The 17269-nt window shown below is 73.4% G+C and carries 16 protein-coding genes; 4 read left to right on the forward strand and 12 right to left on the reverse strand.

What is annotated here, in order from left to right; all coding sequences use genetic code 11:
- Window positions 1–54: 54 nt before the first annotated feature.
- Window positions 55–1971, reverse strand: a complete 1917-nt coding sequence (gene htpG, locus ACFWOG_RS31235) for a molecular chaperone HtpG (protein WP_380362358.1) — start codon at window positions 1969–1971, stop codon at window positions 55–57.
- A gap of 261 nt (window positions 1972–2232) precedes the next feature.
- Between htpG and ACFWOG_RS31240 the strand changes: the two genes are divergently transcribed.
- Window positions 2233–3738 (forward strand): MFS transporter, encoded by a 1506-nt coding sequence (locus ACFWOG_RS31240; protein ID WP_380362360.1) that lies wholly within the window; start codon window positions 2233–2235, stop codon window positions 3736–3738.
- A 169-nt stretch (window positions 3739–3907) separates the two neighbouring features.
- Here ACFWOG_RS31240 and ACFWOG_RS31245 read toward each other — a convergent pair whose 3' ends face one another.
- From ACFWOG_RS31245 to ACFWOG_RS31280, 8 genes are all read right to left on the reverse strand, one after another.
- A complete protein-coding gene (locus ACFWOG_RS31245; protein ID WP_380362362.1) occupies window positions 3908–4540 on the reverse strand; it encodes a TOPRIM nucleotidyl transferase/hydrolase domain-containing protein in 633 nt (210 codons plus the stop codon).
- A gap of 112 nt (window positions 4541–4652) precedes the next feature.
- The gene (locus tag ACFWOG_RS31250; protein WP_380362364.1) at window positions 4653–5846 is read right to left on the reverse strand and encodes an MFS transporter; all 1194 of its coding nucleotides are present in this window, start codon (window positions 5844–5846) and stop codon (window positions 4653–4655) included.
- 179 nt (window positions 5847–6025) lie between these two features.
- Window positions 6026–6385: a helix-turn-helix transcriptional regulator gene (locus ACFWOG_RS31255; protein WP_329881479.1), complete on the reverse strand. Its 360-nt coding sequence runs from the start codon at window positions 6383–6385 to the stop codon at window positions 6026–6028.
- Window positions 6386–6476: 91 nt separating this feature from the next.
- Window positions 6477–7070, reverse strand: a complete 594-nt coding sequence (locus ACFWOG_RS31260) for a hypothetical protein (RefSeq protein ID WP_380362367.1) — start codon at window positions 7068–7070, stop codon at window positions 6477–6479.
- Window positions 7067–8383 (reverse strand): hypothetical protein, encoded by a 1317-nt coding sequence (locus ACFWOG_RS31265; protein ID WP_380362369.1) that lies wholly within the window; start codon window positions 8381–8383, stop codon window positions 7067–7069. The genes ACFWOG_RS31260 and ACFWOG_RS31265 overlap by 4 nt, the downstream gene beginning before the upstream one ends.
- Window positions 8384–8449: 66 nt before the next feature.
- Complete coding sequence (locus tag ACFWOG_RS31270) at window positions 8450–9262, reverse strand: ATP-binding cassette domain-containing protein (RefSeq protein ID WP_329948520.1); 813 nt, start codon at window positions 9260–9262, stop codon at window positions 8450–8452.
- Window positions 9263–9385: 123 nt separating this feature from the next.
- Window positions 9386–10213, reverse strand: a complete 828-nt coding sequence (locus ACFWOG_RS31275; protein ID WP_380362372.1) for a zf-HC2 domain-containing protein — start codon at window positions 10211–10213, stop codon at window positions 9386–9388.
- The gene (locus ACFWOG_RS31280; protein ID WP_329948522.1) at window positions 10210–10740 is read right to left on the reverse strand and encodes a sigma-70 family RNA polymerase sigma factor; all 531 of its coding nucleotides are present in this window, start codon (window positions 10738–10740) and stop codon (window positions 10210–10212) included. The genes ACFWOG_RS31275 and ACFWOG_RS31280 overlap by 4 nt, the downstream gene beginning before the upstream one ends.
- Before the next feature lie 200 nt (window positions 10741–10940).
- Between ACFWOG_RS31280 and ACFWOG_RS31285 the strand changes: the two genes are divergently transcribed.
- From ACFWOG_RS31285 to ACFWOG_RS31295, 3 genes are all read left to right on the forward strand, one after another.
- Entirely contained in the window at window positions 10941–11714 is a 774-nt protein-coding gene (locus tag ACFWOG_RS31285) for a hypothetical protein (protein ID WP_380362374.1), read from the forward strand.
- Between the two features lie 333 nt (window positions 11715–12047).
- Window positions 12048–12533 (forward strand): hemerythrin domain-containing protein, encoded by a 486-nt coding sequence (locus ACFWOG_RS31290; RefSeq protein ID WP_380362376.1) that lies wholly within the window; start codon window positions 12048–12050, stop codon window positions 12531–12533.
- Between the two features lie 150 nt (window positions 12534–12683).
- On the forward strand, window positions 12684–13502 hold the full coding sequence (locus ACFWOG_RS31295; protein ID WP_380362378.1) for a DUF1206 domain-containing protein: 819 nt from the start codon (window positions 12684–12686) through the stop codon (window positions 13500–13502).
- A 107-nt stretch (window positions 13503–13609) separates the two neighbouring features.
- Here ACFWOG_RS31295 and ACFWOG_RS31300 read toward each other — a convergent pair whose 3' ends face one another.
- The 3 genes from ACFWOG_RS31300 to ACFWOG_RS31310 form a co-directional block, all read right to left on the reverse strand.
- On the reverse strand, window positions 13610–15022 hold the full coding sequence (locus tag ACFWOG_RS31300) for a SulP family inorganic anion transporter (RefSeq protein ID WP_380362380.1): 1413 nt from the start codon (window positions 15020–15022) through the stop codon (window positions 13610–13612).
- A gap of 216 nt (window positions 15023–15238) precedes the next feature.
- Complete coding sequence (locus ACFWOG_RS31305; RefSeq protein ID WP_329881488.1) at window positions 15239–16792, reverse strand: DEAD/DEAH box helicase; 1554 nt, start codon at window positions 16790–16792, stop codon at window positions 15239–15241.
- A gap of 372 nt (window positions 16793–17164) precedes the next feature.
- A partial coding sequence (locus ACFWOG_RS31310; protein WP_360333732.1) for a cold shock domain-containing protein occupies window positions 17165–17269 on the reverse strand: 105 nt, incomplete at its 5' end.

Below are 17269 nucleotides of genomic sequence, written 5' to 3' on the forward strand. Positions count from 1 at the left end.
GGCCCGCGGCGGCCGGTCGCCGCGGGCCGCACGCCACCGGTCACCGGGCCCGGGTCACAGGGCCCGGGTCAGACGGGTGGTCAGCAGCCGGGCGAAGCGGGCCGGGTCGGGCAGGTCACCGCCCTCGGCGAGCAGCGCGCTGCCGTACACCAGCTCGGCGACCTCGGCGAGCGCGGGATCGTCGGCGTTCGCCTCGTGCGCCGAGCGCAGCGCGGTGACCAGCGGGTGCGTGGGGTTGAGTTCCAGGATCCGCTTCACCGTGGGGACCTGCTGCCCCGTCGCCCGGTACATCTTCTCCAGGGTCGGGGTCATGTCGTGGGCGTCGCCGACGACGCAGGCAGCCGACGTGGTGAGGCGCGACGACAGGCGGACCTGCTTCACCTGCTCGGACAGGGCCGTCGTCAGCCACGGCAGCAGGGCGGCGAAGTCCTGCTCGCGCCGGGCCTTCTCGGCCTCCGCGTCCTGGTCGCCGTCCTCGGGCTCGCCGAGGTCGACCTGGCCCTTGGCGACGGACTGCAGACGGTGCCCGTCGAAGGCGGGCACCCGGTCCACCCAGACCTCGTCGACCGGGTCGGTGAGGATCAGGACCTCGTACCCCCGGGCGGCGAAGGCCTCCATGTGGGGCGAGTTCTCCACCATGGCCCGGTCCTCGCCGGCCAGGTAGTAGATCGCGTCCTGGCCGTCCTTCATGCGTCCGACGTACTCGCGCAGGGTGGTGGGCTGCTCCGCGTCGTGCGTGGAGGCCGCCGACACCAGCTCCAGGAGGGCCTCGGTGTTGTCCGTGTCCTCCAGCAGCCCCTCCTTCAGCACGCGGCCGAACTGGGCCCACAGCTTCGTGTAGCGCTCGGCGTCGGCGGTCTGCACGCTCTTGAGGGCGCCGAGCACCTTCTTGACCAGCCGTCGGCGCACGCCGCGGATCTGGCGGTCGTGCTGCAGGATCTCGCGGGAGATGTTCAGCGACAGGTCGTGGGCGTCCACCACGCCCTTGACGAAGCGCAGGTAGTCCGGCATCAGCGCTTCGCAGTCGTCCATGATGAACACGCGCTTGACGTACAGCTGGACGCCGCGCCGGGTGTCGCGCGAGAACAGGTCGAGCGGCGCCTGCGAGGGGATGAACAGCAGCGCCTCGTACTCGAAGGTGCCCTCGGCCCGCATGTGGATCGTCTCGGCCGGGTCGAGCCAGTCGTGGCTGATCTGCCGGTAGAACTCGTGGTACTCGGCCTCGGTGACCTCGCTGCGCGGCCGGGCCCACAGGGCCTTCATCGAGTTGAGCGTGTCGACCCCGGGCTCGGTGGCGCCGTCGGCGCCGGGGCGCTCCGCCGCCATCCGGATCGGCCAGCGGATGAAGTCCGAGTACTGCTTGACGATCTGGCGGATCTTCCACCCGGCCAGGTAGTCGGCGACCCCGTCCTCGCCGTCGACGGGCTTGAGGTGCAGGGTGACCGAGGTGCCCACGGGCAGTCCGTCGACCTCCTCGATGCTGTACGTGCCCTCGCCGTCGGACTCCCACCTGGTCCCGGCACCGGTGCCGGCCCGCCGGGTGCTCAGGGTGACCCGGTCGGCGACCATGAACGCCGAGTAGAAGCCGACGCCGAACTGACCGATCAGGCTCTGCGCCGCCTCGGCGTCCCGGGTCTCCTTGATCTTCTCCAGCAGACCGGCGGTGCCGGACCGGGCGATCGTGCCGATCAGGTCGACGACGTCGTCCCGGGTCATGCCGATGCCGTTGTCGCGGACGGTCAGCGTGCGGGCGGCCTCGTCGACCTCCAGGAGGATGTGGAGGTCGGAGGTGTCGGCGTCGAGGTCGGAGTCGGTCAGCGACTCCAGCCGCAGCTTGTCCAGTGCGTCGGAGGCGTTCGAGATCAGCTCGCGCAGGAAGATGTCCTTGTTCGAGTAGATCGAGTGAATCACCAACCGGAGCAACTGGCGCGTCTCGGCCTGGAATTCCAGCGTCTCGACAGTGCTACCCACTCGGAGGCTCCTTTTCGGGATGAAACGTGCTGGGCGGGACGGGCGAGTCCGGGTGACTCCCCGTCGGCTCCGGAATGATAGGCCGAGCCCGCCGGCCGCCGTCACGCGCCGGCCGTCCGCCACCCGCCCGGGTCCCGAGCCCCGGGCGGCCCGGGGCCCGCGGCCGGCCGCCGCGTCCGCCGGGGAACCCACCGGTGTGATCGCCGGGCGACCGGGCAGACGCGGGGGCGTCCTGAACACCTCGCGAGAGGAACACCCGTCATGGCCGACCCGGTGAAGCCGTCCGAACGACCGGAAGAGCGGACCCGCACCTCCCGCGGCGACGACGTGATCGAGACCAGGGTCCCGGCCCGGCTGGACCGGTTACCGTGGTGCCGCTGGCACTGGAGGATCGTGATCGGCCTGGGCACCGTCTGGATCCTGGACGGCCTGGAAGTGACGATCGTCGGCACCATGGCGGCCCGGCTCGCCGAGCAGGGCAGCGGGATCTCCATCTCGACCACCCAGGTGACCACCGTCGCCGCCGCCGTCTACGTGGCGGGCGCGTGCAGCGGGGCCCTGTTCTTCGGCTGGCTGACCGACCGGCTGGGGCGCAAGAAACTGTTCATGCTGACGCTCGCGGTCTACCTCGCCGCGACCGCCGTGACGGCGTTCTCCTCGTCGGCCTGGTTCTTCTTCGTCTGCCGCTTCTTCACCGGCTTCGGCATCGGCGGCGAGTACGCGGCGATCAACTCCGCGGTCGACGAGCTGATCCCGGCCCGGGTCCGCGGCCGGATCGACCTGATCATCAACGGCAGCTTCTGGATCGGCGCGGCGTTCGGGGCGTTCGCGTCCATCGCCCTGCTCGACACCGCGCTCTTCGCCACGGACGTCGGCTGGCGGCTCGCCTTCGGCCTGGGTCTGGCCCTCGGCCTGGTGATCCTGCTGGTGCGCCGACACGTCCCGGAGAGTCCGCGCTGGCTGATCACGCACGGGCGCGCGGACGAGGCGGAGAAGGTGGTCGCCGAGGCCGAACGGGCCGTCGAGCGGCAGACCGGCACCGCACTGCCCCCGCTCACCGACGAGCCGATCCTGATCCGCGAGCGCGCCCCGCTCGGCTTCGTCACGATCGCCCGCACGGTCGTGGCCCGCTACCCGCGCCGGACGGTGCTCGGCCTCGCGCTGTTCATCGGCCAGGCGTTCCTGTACAACTCGGTGACCTTCGGTTACGCGGTGATCCTCACCCAGTACTTCGACGTCCCCCAGGGCGACACCGGCTACTACTTCGCGGTGATCGCCGTCGGCAACTTCCTCGGCCCGCTGCTGCTCGGCCACCTCTTCGACTCGGTCGGGCGCAAGCCGATGATCGCCGGCACCTACCTCGGCTCCGGCCTGCTGCTGTTCGGCACCGCCGTGCTCTTCCAGCACGGCTCGCTCTCGGCCGTCACCATGACGGCGTGCTGGACGGCCGTGCTCTTCCTCGCCTCCGCGGGCGCGAGTTCGGCCTACCTGACGGTCAGCGAGATCTTCCCGCTGGAGACCAGGGCGATGTGCATCGCGTTCTTCTACGCCGTCGGCACGGCGGCCGGCGGCATCAGCGGGCCGCTGCTGTTCAACAGCCTGGTGAGCACCGGGAACGTCTCCGACACCACCCTCGCGTTCTGCATCGGCGCGGGACTGATGACCGCCGCCGGGCTGGTGGAGGCCGCGATCGGCGTCCGCGCGGAACGGCGCAGCCTGGAGTCCCTGGCCTCGCCCCTGAGCGCCGTCGGCACGACGTCGGCCTAGCCGGCCCGGCCGGTGGGCGGTGCGGTGCGGTCCCGGCACCGCACCGCACCGCACAACCGTCCTCCCTGATCCGGTGCGGAGGGGCGGCACGGCGGTCCCGCCCGCCGTTGCGCACGAACCCACGGCCACCCGCTGACACGGATCCCCGCAGCGCGCCCCTCCTGCCCGGTCACAGGCAGGCGAGCAGACCCGCGAGGGGCGCGGGTACCTGCCCGAGGTCGACGGCCTCCGCCAGGAGGCGCCCGTAGCGGATCTTGCGGCCCTTCTTCGTACCGAGGAAGCGCCGCATCTGCTGCTCCGGCGGCTCGCCCCGGTGGGCGGGCTGGCGTCCGAAGATCCGCCAGGCCGGGAGATCGCCCTCGGCCCGGACGATCTCCTCGATCCGCGCCACACCCAGGGCCCGGATGAGTTCGTCCTCCAGGTCCGCCGAGCACACGAAGAACCCCTCGCGCGGCGCGCGGGCCCGATCCAGACCGCGGTCGTAGAAGCCCTGCTCGCCCACGTCGCAGAGGCCGACGAGCCGCAGACCCAGCCCGGGCGGCCCGAGCAGGCCGGCGTAGCGGCCGACGCACATGGCTCCGCCCATGGGGACGGCGCACACGCCCTCGGCGGGCAGGTCCCTGCCGCAGCGCGCCGCCAGCGCCTCGACGGCCTCCAGGTCGCTCGGCCCTTCCAGCAGCACCGCGGTCCGCACGCCGAGCCGCGCCGCCAGTTCCCTCGCCGCCGACTCCCGCGCCGGTTCCTCGGGGCCGCCCGCCGCCCAGCCGACGACCGCGTCCCGGAACGCTCTCATGTCCACCACAGGGCGATTCTGCTCCTGCGCACGCGATCGGGCACGGATTTTTCCGCGCACCACGGCCGCCGCACGCTCCCGGCCGCGCTCCACCCGCCCGGAGAGCCCGGCCGCTTCAGGGTCACGTACGACCTCGGGAACGACCGGCACGGCCCGGGCCTGCCGCAACGGCCGGCCCGAGGCGCCGCCGCAGCAGGACGGCGGCCAGCGCGACGAGGGCGAACGCCGCTCCGGCCCACGGCAGCCGGTGCGCGCCCAGCGAGGACACCACGAGCCCGCCCGCCGCGCTGCCGAGGGTGATCCCGAGGTTGGAGAAGGAGATGAAGAGGCTGTTGCCGAACTCGGGCGCGTCCTGGGCGTCCCGGGCCAGCCAGCTCTGGCTGACGACGAGTCCGCCCGAGTGCACCGCCCCCCAGAGCAGCACGCCGACGGCCATCGGCACGGTCCACGGTCCGACCACGTAGACCACGGCGTAGACGAGTACGTAGAGCACCGGGAAGGCGGTCACCGTGCGGACCGGGTCGCGTTCCAGCATCCGGCCGAAGAGGAGGTTCCCGGCGACCATCACGATCCCGAACGCCATCAGTGCGGTGCCGACCTGGGAGCCGCTCAGCCGGGTGACCTGCTCCAGGTATTCGGCGAAGTACCCGTAGACCGAGAACATCGCCGCGAACACGGCCACGACGGCCAGCACCGCCAGCCAGAGCCGGGGGCGCCGCAGGATCAGCAACTGGTCTCCGTAGGAGAGGCGTTCCTCCGACCGCATGGACGGGAAGAGGGCCAGCACGCCGAGGAGGGCGAGGAGGTTGACACCCGCACCGAACCAGAACGCGGCGGCGAGGGACAGGTGTTCGGCGAGGTAGGAGGTGAGCGGCACCCCGAAGGCGAACCCGACCGTGACGCCGGCGAAGACGGTCGTCGCGGCCCGGGTGGCCCGCTGCGCCGGGACGAGCCGGGCCGCGGCGGTGAGCGCGACCGAGAAGAACACCGGGTGGAACACCGCCGGGATCACCCGGAAGACGAACATCACCTCGAACCGGTCGGTCAGCGCATAGACGGCGTTGGAGACGGTGAACACGGCGAGCGCGGTCGCCAGGACCGTCTTGCGGGGGACGGCGGAGGCCAGGAGGGTCGTGAACGGCCCGGTGGCGGCGACCACGAGCGCGAAGACGCCGACCAGCCATCCGGCCGTGGACGGCGCGACGCCCAACTCCTCGGATATGCGGGGCAGGACGCCGACGACGCCCATCTCCGTGGTGATGATCCCGAACACCCCCAGGGCGAGGGTCAGGACGACGAGACCGGTCTTTCGCATGGCAGCCTTTCGCGCCCGCCCCCCGGAGGACGGCTCACCGCCGGCCCGCAGCCCCGTGAGACCGAGCTACAAATCTAGATAGTTAGATGGATGATGTCGAAAAAAAGGGCCCGCAGGGCGGCCCGGCGCCGCGAGGCGCCGGGCCGGCCGACAAGGCCCCGCGGCCCGCCCGGGAAGCCTCAGAGCTCGTCGCGGACGTAGGCGGCGAACGCCGCGATCGTTTCCTCGTTGCGCCGGTAGAAGGTCCACTTGCCGACGCGTTCCGACACGAGCAGCCCGGCGTCCCGCAGGATCTGCAGGTAGCCGGAGACGACCGACTGGGCCAGTCCCGACTGCTCCCGGATGTCCGTCACGCACACGCCGATGTGGAACCCCACACCGCGCTCACGGTAGTAGTCCTCGTCGAAGTAGCGCTCGGGCGTCTTCAGCCAGCGCAGGAAGTCCGCGCGCGCCGGGTTCGCGAGCGCCTTGTGAACGGCCAGCGGATCCACCGCCCCACACTCCCTCCGCACGACGACTACGACGACCCCGTAAGACATATCTAATATTCTCGATACGAAGAAACGTGTCAAGCCCGGCCGGCGGGCCTCCGGGGGCGCGCGGCGCCTCCGGAGGCCCGGCGCACCCCGTTCACCAGCGGCTGCCCCGCCAGGTGTAGGCGGCGGCGCCCACGACCGTCAGCGCGACGGCCACCGTCGTGGAGATGACGGTGCGGGGGTCCTGCACCATCCAGGTCAGCGCCTGCCCGCCGGGGGAGTTCCGGGACCCCACCGTCAGCATGACCAGGGCCCAGCCGACCGGCGGGGCCCAGGCCGCGTGCGCCCCCAGCAGCACCGCGGCGAGAGCGGTCACCGCGCTCAGGGCCAGACCGGCCAGCACGAGGTTGCCGAGCGGCACGGCGTGCGTCCGCTCTCCGGCGATCGGACGGACCGCGATCAGCAGGCCGAGGAGGACCGCACCCAGCAGCGCCAGGTGGAGGAAGCGGATCAGCCGCCAGGGGACGGGCGTCCCGCGCTCCAGTTCCTCGTCCGGGCCGGAGAGCGTCCGGGAGATCGCCGCGACGCCCAGCACCAGGGCGGTCAGACCGATCGTCCGGGACATGCCCGGATCGTCGAGCCGGAATCCGGCCCAGGAGACGCCGGCTGCGGCGAGGAAGACCAGGACGGTCACCGGGATCGCCCGGCTGCGCAGGTGCAGCACGAGGCCACGCAGACCCGGGGTCACCGGCCCGCCTCCCGACCCATGACGACGGCCAGCGGGTCCCCGCAGGTCAGCCCGGCCCTGCGGCCGTCCCCGATCCGCCGGCGGCGCTCCTCGATCGGCAGCGCGCGCAGCGTGTCGTAGGCCTGGCGGGCGGCGGGGCTCAGCTTGTCGGTGGGGGTGTCCAGGAGCGCCGCGGTGATCGCACCGGAGGCGTCGAACGCACGGCGCTGCTCCTCCTGCCCGTCGAAGCAGCCCGGGTCGACGGTGGCTTCCTGGGCCACGATCGAGAGGACCGCGTCAGGTTCCCACCGGATGCCGCCCTCCCTGGTCCGGTACGGAAGCGCGACCCTGACCGTGTCGAGATCGGCACCGGCCGTCGGCCTGCCGTCGTCGAACATCCAGCTCACCTGGTCCTCCTGCACCCGCTTCGGGCCGCCGGGCACCTCGGCGAAGGCTTCGAGCACCTTCCGCGCGGGCGCGATGAGGTCCTGCAGGGCCCTGCTGTGCACCTGGGTGACACAGATCCGGTCGTCGCCCGGTGCGCAGACCAGGGCGGTGGCCGCCGGGGCGGGGACGATCGCGCCCGACGGCGCCAGTACCGCTCCGAGGGCCACCCCGGCCACGGCCGGCGCCAGGGCGAGGGCCCGGGCGCGCGAGGTGACCGCGACGGCCAGCAGCACGCCGGTGGCCCCGAGGCCGGCGAACCAGACGCCCTGGGCCACCGAGAAGGCGGGCAGCACCCGGTGGAAGTCGTCCGTGACCGGCAGCATCGGCAGCACGGTGTCCACCAGGCGGTTGGCCGGGCGGCCGTCCCGCACCTGAGCGAACGTCAGGGCCAGGAACAGCAGCACCGCGCCCAGCGGCGCCGCGACCGGCGCGGGCGCCACCCGACCGACACCCAGCCCGACCAGGGTGACGGCGACGGCGGCGAGCAGTCCCACCGCGAGGCCGAGCGGCCACTCGCCGCCGTCGAAGGTCGCGTTCCCGGCGACCACGACCGCCGCCCATCCCACCACCGCCGCCACGGCGAGCACCGCCGTACCGGCGAACACCAGGAAGGCGGGCAGCAGACGGACCCGGTGCGGCCGCGGCGTGGCGGCGAACAGTTCGGAGACCTCGGCGCGCCGCTCCCGCCCGCCGTGCCAGATCGCGGCGGCCAGCACCACCGGCAGCACGATCCAGGCCGTCCCCCGCATCGAGTGGACCAGGGGCGTCCAACTGGCCGCCCACTGCTGGACGTCCATCCAGAGGAAGACACGGGTCAGGGCGGCCACCACCAGGAACAGCAGCAGGGCGATCGAGCGCTTCGCCTCCAGGCGCACCATGCGGAACATCACGGACTCCAATTCGTCGGGGATCGGGGCGGGCAGGGGTGTCGGACGGTGGTCGTGCCGCGTCGCCTATCCCCCGGCCCCGACCTTCCCCTCCCGGTGCCGGCGCAGGAGCGCGGAGTAGCCGCGCTCGATCTCGCTGTCGCCCGGGTCCGCGTCGGTGCCCGCGGCGCGGAGCCGGTCGACGTCGCCCGCGAAGACCGTGCCGCCCTCGTACATCAGCACGACGCCGGCGCAGGCGGCGCCGATGTCCTCGACGAGGTGCGTGGAGACCAGGACGCAGGACTGTGCGCCGATGTCGCGCAGCAGGGCACGGAACTCCATGCGCTGGGCCGGGTCCAGGCCGACGGTCGGCTCGTCGAGCAGCAGGATGTCGGGGTCGTTGACGATCGCCTGGGCGATGCCGGCCCGGCGCAGCATGCCGCCGGAGAGCGACCCCATGCGGTCGTCGGCCCGGCCGGTCAGGTCCACGCGGTCGATGGCGTGCTGCACCGCGTCGGCGGTCCGCCGGCTCGGCACCTCCTTGAGCCAGGCCATGTACTCGACGAACTCCCTGACGGTGAAACGCCGGTAGTGTCCGAAGGCCTGCGGCAGGTAGCCCAACCGGCGGCGGAGTTCACGCAGTTCGCCCCGGGTGCGACGCGCGCTGCCCAGGAGCTCCAGCTCGCCGCCGTGCGGGGTCAGGACGGTGGCGAGCGTGCGGATCAGGGTGGTCTTGCCCGCCCCGTTGGGGCCGAGCAGGCCGTGCACGCCGACGCCCAGCTTCAGGTCGACCCCGTCGACGGCGGAGCGGCGGCCCCGCCGGACGGTCAGCGCGTGGGCCTGGATGTGATGGGCGTAGCCGGTGGGCGCGATCTCGCTCGCGATGCCGGTTCCGGGCATGGTCGTGTCTCCTCGCGGTGCGGGTGAAGGGGGTACGGGTGACGGGCGCCGCGCGCCACGTGCAGGGCCGCGCGGAACGGTCGCTGCGCGGAACGGGCGCCGCGCGGAACGGCGTTGCGGTGTTCAGCGCTGGCGCGCGCGGGCCTCGCGGGGGTGCAGGTAGGCCCTGTGGCAGAGGACCACGGCGACACCCAGGACAGCGGTCGCGGCCGCCCATCCCGGGGCCGCGGACTCCTGCAGGTAGAACGGGACGGTCTTGCCGTCGACGGCGGGGACGACCACGAACAGGGCCCATCCGGCGCCCAGCCCGGTGGTGGCGCGCTGGATTCCCACCAGGCTGCCCAGCGCCAGGCCCGCACACATCAACGCGAGGGCCGGCAACAGGACCAGCGCGGACGCGGCGCCGGTGATCCCGCCGGCGACCGCCAGCGCCGGGATGACGAGGGTCAGCACGGCCAGGGTCCGCCGCAGGACCAGACCGAGCCCCGACCGGGGCGTCGTGGCGATCAGCTCGTGGACCGGATCGGAGTGCGGGCCCCAGCTCAGCGCCACGCCCAGCAGCGGCATCACCGGCGCGAGCAGGAGCAGGGTCGGCGAGTCCCGCAGGACGGCCGACGACAGCACCAGGGCGCCGAGGACGACGAGGACGACCGCCGCCACCCACGGCCCGAGCGCCGGCGCCGCCCACCGGGCCAGTTCGCTCCGCACCCGTCGCCACCGGCGCCGGCGCACCGGCGTCAGGGTCGCCGTCAGGCGCTCGCGCACCTGCGCCATCAGCAGGGTGTCGGCCGGGCGGTGGGCGAGGGACACCTCCCTCAACACGGCCTGGCAGACGGCGCACCGCTCCAGGTGGGCCTCCAGCGTCCACAGCGCACCCGCACTGGGCCCGGTCGGGGCGCCGGGGTCCAGTACGTAGCTCACCAGCAGCTCGCGGGGGACGTGCGCAGTCATGACAGGGCCTTTCGCATGTCGAGGCGGGCACGGCGGGCACGGGTCTTGACGGTGCCCTCGGGGATCCGCAGCAGCTCGGACGTCTCGCGGACCGTCAGCCCGTCGAGCACCATCGCGGTCAGGACCTGGTGCAGCTCGGGAGCCAGCCGGTCCAGCGCCGCACCCAGGTCGCCCCCGATCTCGGCGTCCAGCACCTCGTGCTCGGCCGAGGGCGCCGGGCCCGGGGCGGCGGTCGCCGGCGGGAGGGTGCTGTGCCGGCCGCGTACGCGGAAGGCGTCCACCAGCCGGCGGGCGGCGATCGTCCACAGCCAGCCGCCGGCCTCCTCGCCGCGCATGCTGTCGGCGAAGGGCCCGGCCGCCCGCCACACCGCCATGTACGTCTCCTGCAGGACCTCGGCGACGATCTCGTCGTCCGCGCAGCGCCGACGCAGCCGCGCCGTCAACCACGGGGCGCTGCGCCGGTACAGCTCGTCGAAGGCCGCCGTGTCCCCGCAGGAGATCCGTCGGACCAGCTGGGCCTCGGTCATCGAGGCCGGTGAACGTTTCACGTCCTGGTCTGACGGAGCACGGCGGCTCCCGGTTTTCCTCGGCGGCGTGATCCACGTCACGGCACCGGATCGCGCCGGTCCGGGCGGCGGGGAGGCGGGCTCCGGACCGGTGTCGGCCACCGCAGTCACCCGCTGCGGCCCCCGGCGTCCTGCCCCTGCCCCTGCCGGGACGTCCTCAGGTGCACCAGAAGAGGAACGGCGTGCAGGTGCGGGTCGGCTGCGGGGCGGGTGTGGCCGTCGGCGGCGCCGAGGGCGAGGACGGCGGGCTCGTGACGGGAGGCGGGGTGGTCACCGGGGTCACGGGGGTCGCCGGAGCCGTCGGGGGCGTGCCCGGTACCGACGGTCCCGGCGCCGCCGGACTCGGGCCGACCGGGTCGGGCCCGCGGGTGGTCGCCGACACCGCCGGAGCGCCGCCCCGGGGCGCCGAGGACGGGGCCGCGGTCGGGGCGGAGGCGGACGCGGAGAGGGGGGCGGTGGGTGATGCGGCGGCGGAGGGCGGGCGGCTGCCGGAGCGCTGCGGGGTGGGCGGCCCCTGCGCCGCGGTCGCGGACGGCGGCGCGCCGGACACCGTCGGCTGCGGGGTCGGGACGTGCTGCGGCACGGTGGCCACCGACTGTTCGGCCGCCGGTTCGGGCGGCACCCCCTCCGAGCCGTTCGCCGCCAGCGTCACGGCTCCCAGCCCCACGACGGCCAGGCCGACCACGGACACCACGATCCGCCCCGGCCGTCGCCGTATCCGCCGCGGGTTCGCGCGACCTCCGGTCCGGCCGACGGTCCGACCGTCGCCGCGCCCGGCCGGCAGCGGCACCGGCCCCGGCACGCCGGGCTGCGGGCGCGTCACCGCCGCGGCGTCCGCCGGTCGGTACGCCACCGGCTCCGGACCGGTCGCCGGCGCCCCGCAGCCGGGGCAGGCCAGAGCGCCGTTCAAATGGCGTCGGCAGGGTGCGCAGTAGTCCATGTGGTCTTCCCGTGGTGCCGGGCGGCCGGCTCGCGCCGGTCCTCGTCCGTCGCCGCCGGCCCCGCGCACTTCGTCGTGCACATGCGGAGCCTAGGCAGCCCGGCTGTGGGGGTTCCACACCGTGCTGTGAGTTTTCTGGAGAGATGCCGTGTGCCGGCCGCCCCGGGCCCTGCGGCGGACACGCCGTCACCCGGGCACCGGGGACCTGACCGTGCCCCGGATCCTGCTTGCCGTACCGGCGCGTCGCGTGGTCGGATGGCCGGGCATCGCGTGCCGGTGACGGACTGCGTCAGGCATGGAGGTGCGGAACCGAAGGGGACCGCCGACCTTGGCCTCCCAGGATCGCGACCGTGCGGCCGCGCTGAGCCTGCAGCTCGCACGAGCACATGAGGAACTGCGCCGCCTGATCACCGGGATCAGGACGGATCTCGGGCACCGCCGCCTGAGCGACGACACACTCGTCACCCACTGCCTGGCCTTCTGCGCCGCCCTGGAGTCGCACCACCGCGGCGAGGACGACGGGATGTTCTCCCACCTGCTGCGGGAACGCCCCGATCTCGCGCCGACGGTCGCGAAGCTCGTCGAGGACCACGGGATGATCTCCTCGATCCTGTCCCGCGTCGGTGAACTCGCGCACCGGGCCACCGAATCGCGGGGCCCGGCCCTCGACGCGATCGGGCGCGAGCTCGACGGACTGGCGGCAGTCATGGAGTCCCACTTCGGCTACGAGGAACGGGCGATCAGCGAGGCGCTCGACAGGTCCGGACCGGCTGCCGACTGGCCGGACACGGTCTTCCGGTTCGGTACGGCGTGAGCCGGCGGGGCGGCGCACCGCCGCCCCGCCGACCCACCGCCCCCGTTCCCCGCCCTCCGCACGCCCGGCGGGGCGACTACCTGCGGCCGACGCGGGCACACGCTCTCCCGGGCGGGCGCAGGGCGCGCCCCGGACGAAGGGGGAGTCGCCGTGTCCACTGCCACGCAGACCCGGCAGCACCGTGGGGATTCCGCGGACCGACTGCTACGCCTGGCCGGCCGGGGAGGGTTCACCGCCCGCGGCCTCGTCTACGTCGTGGTCGGTTACCTCGCCCTGCGGATCGCCCTGCTGGGCGGCGGCTCGGAGGAGGCCGACCGCCAGGGCGCGCTCCGACAGATCGCGGACCAGCCCTTCGGCCGCACGCTGCTGTGGCTGCTGGCCGTGGGCTTCGCATGCATGACGATCTGGCGCGCCTCGGCCGCCGCCTTCGGTGAGCGGGGCCGCAAGAAGACCACCAGCAGGCTGCTCAACACCGGGCGCGCGGCGTTCTACGCGTCGGTCTGCTGGGGAACCGCGGCGTTCGCCGCCGGGTCCGGGGGCGGGTCCGACAGCGACAGTGCGTCCAAGGACTGGACGGCCACCGTGCTGGGCCGGACCGGTGGCCGGTTCCTGGTCTCGGCCGCCGGTCTGGTCCTGATCGGGGTCGGAGTCGGGATCGCCGTCCGGGCGGCCCTGCGGAAGTTCCTGCGCAAGATGGACACGGCCGCCATGGGGCGGCGCACCCGCGCCGCGGTCACAGCCGGCGGGATCGCCGGCAACGTCGCCCGCGGCGTGGTGTTCGTCGGCGTCGGCGTCCACACCCTGATCGCGGCCGTCCGCTTCGACCCGGCGCAGGCCAAGGGCGTCGACGACACCCTGCGCTCCTTCGCGGCCACGCCGGTCGGCCCGTGGCTGCTGGCGGTCCTGGCCCTGGGGTTGCTGCTGTTCGGCGTCTTCTCCCTCGCCTCCGTCCGCTGGCGACGCTTCTGACGCCTGCTGCCGAGCGTCACGGGCAGGCCGAACACCCACCGCCCGCGGGCGTCCGCCGCGTCGCCCGGAGCCGGCACCGGTGCGGGTGCGGGTACGGGTGCGGGCCCTCAGTGGCTGGTGAGTTCACCACTGAGGGTCCGGTGGAGCCGCGCGCTGGACTGGTTGAGGCCGACGATCTCGACCGTCTTCCCGTGCTTGGCGTACTTGGCCTCGACGGCGTCGAGGGCGGCCACGGAGGAGGCGTCCCAGATGTGCGCGGCCGAGAGGTCGATGACGACCCTGGCCGGGTCGTTCACGTAGTCGAACCGGCCCGCGAGCTCGTTGCTGGAGGCGAAGAACAGCTCGCCGGTCACCGCGTACACCACCTCGCCGCCCTCGGCGTCGGTGACGGCCGTGACATCGGCGAGACGGGCGACGCGCTTCGCGAAGATGACCACGGCCGTCACCGAACCGACGGCGACACCGACCGCGAGGTTGCCGGTCGCGACGACCACCGCGACCGTGATCACCATGACGGTGATCTCCCCGGCGGGCATCCGCTTCAGCGTCCTCGGGGCCACGGAGTGCCAGTCGAAGGTCGCGAAGCAGACCATCACCATGACGGCGACCAGGGCGGCCATCGGGATGTCCGACACCACGGGGCCGAACACGATGCACAGCACCATCAGGAACACGCCCGCCAGGAAGGTCGACAGGCGGGTCCGGGCGCCGGACACCTTCACGTTGATCATGGTCTGGCCGATCATCGCGCACCCACCCATGCCGCCGAAGAACCCGGTGACGATGTTCGCGACGCCCTGGCCGATCGACTCGCGCGTCTTGGAGGAGCGGGTGTCGGTGATCTCGTCGACGAGCTTGGCGGTCATCAGCGACTCCATCAGCCCGACCAGCGCCATCGCGACGGCGTAGGGGGCGACGGTGGTCAGCGTGTCCAGGGTGAACGGCACGTCCGGCAGGCCGGGGACGGGAAGGGAGGACGGCAGGTCGCCCTTGTCCCCCACGGTCGGTACCGCGATGCCGGCCGCCACCGTGATCGCGGTGAGGACGACGATGGCCACCAGCGGCGCCGGGACCGCCTTGGTGACCTTCGGGAGGAACACCATCAGCCCGAGGCCGCCGACGAGCAACGGGTAGACCGCCCACGGCACGTCGTGCATCTCGGGGACCTGGGTGAGGAAGATCAGGACGGCCAGGGCGTTGACGAAGCCGACCATGACCGAGCGCGGGACGAAGCGCATCAGCTTCGCCACCCCCAGCGCGCCCAGCGCGATCTGGACGACGCCGCCGAGGATGACCGCGGCGACCAGATGGCCGAGGCCGTGCTCGCGGTTCAGCGGGGCTATCACCAGGGCGACGGCGCCGGTGGCGGCGGAGATCATCGCCGCCCGGCCGCCGACCACCGAGATCACCACCGCCATGGTGAAGGAGGCGAACAGGCCGATCTTCGGGTCGACACCGGCGATGATCGAGAACGAGATGGCCTCGGGGATCAGCGCGAGCGCGACCACCAGACCGGCCATCGCCTCGGTGCGGAGGACCTTCGCCGACAGCCCGGTCGGGAAGGGGACGCGTGAACGCGGGGCGGCGGGCGGGGAAGTCTGCAAGACGGAGTGGACCTGTCGTACTCGGGCGCGACCGGCGGTGCACGCAAGAAGGGGATCGCGGGAGCCCGGGCGACCGGCGTCCGTCCGGCGCGGGGACCGCCGTGGCGGACCCCGCGCCTTCGGCCGTTCCGCCTACGCGGCCAGGGCGATGCGCCTCGGCGACCGCCGACGGGCACCCGTGGTGCTCTGCGGGCTGCGCCCGGTCTCGCCGGAGCGGCCGCGGCGCTCGCCACCGCCCGCGTAGGCCCTGCGGCGGGGGCGCTCGACGACGGGGTCGGGGATCACCACGGGCACCCCGGTGGGCACCCGGGCCCCGGTGATGCGGGCGAGCTCCTCGTCGCCGGGGTGGACCCGGGTGGAGGTGGGGGTGATGCCGGCGGTGGCCATCAGACGGGTCATCTCACGGCGCTGGTTGGGCAGCACCAGCGTGACGACGGTGCCGGACTCCCCCGCGCGGGCGGTGCGTCCGCCCCGGTGCAGGTAGTCCTTGTGGTCGGCCGGCGGGTCCAGGTTGACGACCAGGTCGAGCCCGTCGACGTGGATGCCGCGGGCGGCGACGTTGGTCGCGATCAGCGCCGTCACCTGGCCGGAGCGGAACTGCTCCAGGGTCCGGGTGCGCTGCGGCTGGGACTTGCCCCCGTGCAGGGCCGCGGCCTTCACGCCGTTCGCGAGGAGGTCCTCCACCAGGCGGTCCGCACCGTGCTTGGTGTCGGTGAACATGATCACGCCGCCCTCGCGGGAGGCGATGTGCGCGATCGTGGCGTTCTTGTCGAAGTTCTGCACATGCAGCACGTGGTGCTCCATGGTGCTGACCGCGGCCGCGGACGGGTCCACCGAATGGGTGACCGGGTCGTTGAGGAAGCGGCGCACCAGCCGGTCCACGTTGCGGTCCAGGGTCGCGGAGAACAGCATCGTCTGGCAGCCCTCGGCGACCTGCTCCAGCAACTCGGTGACCTGCGGCAGGAAGCCCATGTCGGCCATCTGGTCGGCCTCGTCGAGCACCGCGACACCGACCCCGTCCAACTGGCAGTCGCCACGCTGGATCAGGTCCTTGAGCCGACCGGGGGTGGCCACCACGACCTCCGCCCCGCGGTTCAGCGTCTGCGCCTGACGGCCGATCGACATCCCGCCCACCGCGGTCGCCATCCGCAGTCGCACCGCGTGGGCGTACGGGGTGAGCGCCTCGGTGACCTGCTGAGCGAGCTCACGGGTGGGGACCAGCACCAGCGCCAGCGGGCGGCGCGGCTCGGCCCGCTGCCCCGCGATGTTGGCCAGTACGGCGAGACCGAACGCGATGGTCTTGCCCGAACCCGTCCGACCGCGGCCGAGGACGTCGCGCCCCGCCAGCGAGTTCGGCAGCGTGGCGGCCTGGATCGGGAACGGCGAGGTGACGCCCCGGCGGGTCAGCGTCGCCAGCAGCGCGTTCGGCATGTCCAGTTCGTCGAACGACTCGACGGCCGGAAGCGCCGGGGTGACGGTGACGGGCATGGCGAATTCACCCTGCGGAGTGGAATTCTGACGACCCCTCCCGCCGGAGGGGCGCCGCCCGCCACCCGAGCGGGAGCCCGAGCCGGAGGCGAAGCCGCCACCCGAGCGCGAGCCCGAGCCGGCGCGGGAGCCGGCGCCGAAGCCGCCTCCGGAGCGGGAGTTGGCGTTCTGGTAGGAGGAACGACTGGAACGGTTCATGCGGAAACCTTCCTCAGGAGCGGCGCGCTTCGAGGAAGGTCCGCAGCGCGGGGCGCCGGCGGAGACCACAAAAAACGAGCCAGAAAGTGTGACGGGCGGAGCGTGGACGGCGAAGCCGTGCGGCACGTCACCCGTGGTCGGCGCTCACCGCAGAGGGCGGGAACGCGGAACCTCGAACCGTGAGCTGTCACGGTCGGGCGCCGATCCGGACGCGGCGCAGTGCGTCTCGCGTGGGAGCGGCCGCCGGTGGCGGAACCGGGGAGCCGGGGAGCCCGGGCGGCCGGGGTCGTTCAGGGAAAAGCCGAGGGGCCCGCACCGGGCATGTACGCGGTGCGGGCCCCTCGCCGCCGGGCGGGTGCCGTGGCGGAAGAACTACAGCGGGCGAATGTTCTCGGCCTGCGGGCCCTTCTGGCCCTGCGTGACGTCGAACTCGACCTTCTGGCCCTCGAGCAGCTCACGGAAGCCGTTGGCGTTGAT

The sequence above is a fragment of the Kitasatospora sp. NPDC058406 genome, assembly GCF_042722765.1.
In the GTDB taxonomy this organism is placed as follows: Bacteria; Actinomycetota; Actinomycetes; order Streptomycetales; family Streptomycetaceae; genus Kitasatospora.

Excerpts from the sequence above, each read along its gene's own strand:
- ACFWOG_RS31240 (WP_380362360.1), top strand. The coding sequence starts at position 2,233 with ATGGCCGACCCGGTGAAGCCGTCCGAACGACCGGAAGAGCGGACCCGC.
- ACFWOG_RS31250 (WP_380362364.1), bottom strand. The coding sequence starts at position 5,846 with ATGCGAAAGACCGGTCTCGTCGTCCTGACCCTCGCCCTGGGGGTGTTC.
- ACFWOG_RS31255 (WP_329881479.1), bottom strand. The coding sequence starts at position 6,385 with ATGTCTTACGGGGTCGTCGTAGTCGTCGTGCGGAGGGAGTGTGGGGCG.
- ACFWOG_RS31265 (WP_380362369.1), bottom strand. The coding sequence starts at position 8,383 with ATGTTCCGCATGGTGCGCCTGGAGGCGAAGCGCTCGATCGCCCTGCTG.
- ACFWOG_RS31270 (WP_329948520.1), bottom strand. The coding sequence starts at position 9,262 with ATGCCCGGAACCGGCATCGCGAGCGAGATCGCGCCCACCGGCTACGCC.
- ACFWOG_RS31275 (WP_380362372.1), bottom strand. The coding sequence starts at position 10,213 with ATGACTGCGCACGTCCCCCGCGAGCTGCTGGTGAGCTACGTACTGGAC.
- ACFWOG_RS31280 (WP_329948522.1), bottom strand. The coding sequence starts at position 10,740 with ATGACCGAGGCCCAGCTGGTCCGACGGATCTCCTGCGGGGACACGGCG.
- ACFWOG_RS31300 (WP_380362380.1), bottom strand. The coding sequence starts at position 15,022 with ATGGCCGGTCTGGTGGTCGCGCTCGCGCTGATCCCCGAGGCCATCTCG.
- ACFWOG_RS31305 (WP_329881488.1), bottom strand. The coding sequence starts at position 16,792 with ATGAACCGTTCCAGTCGTTCCTCCTACCAGAACGCCAACTCCCGCTCC.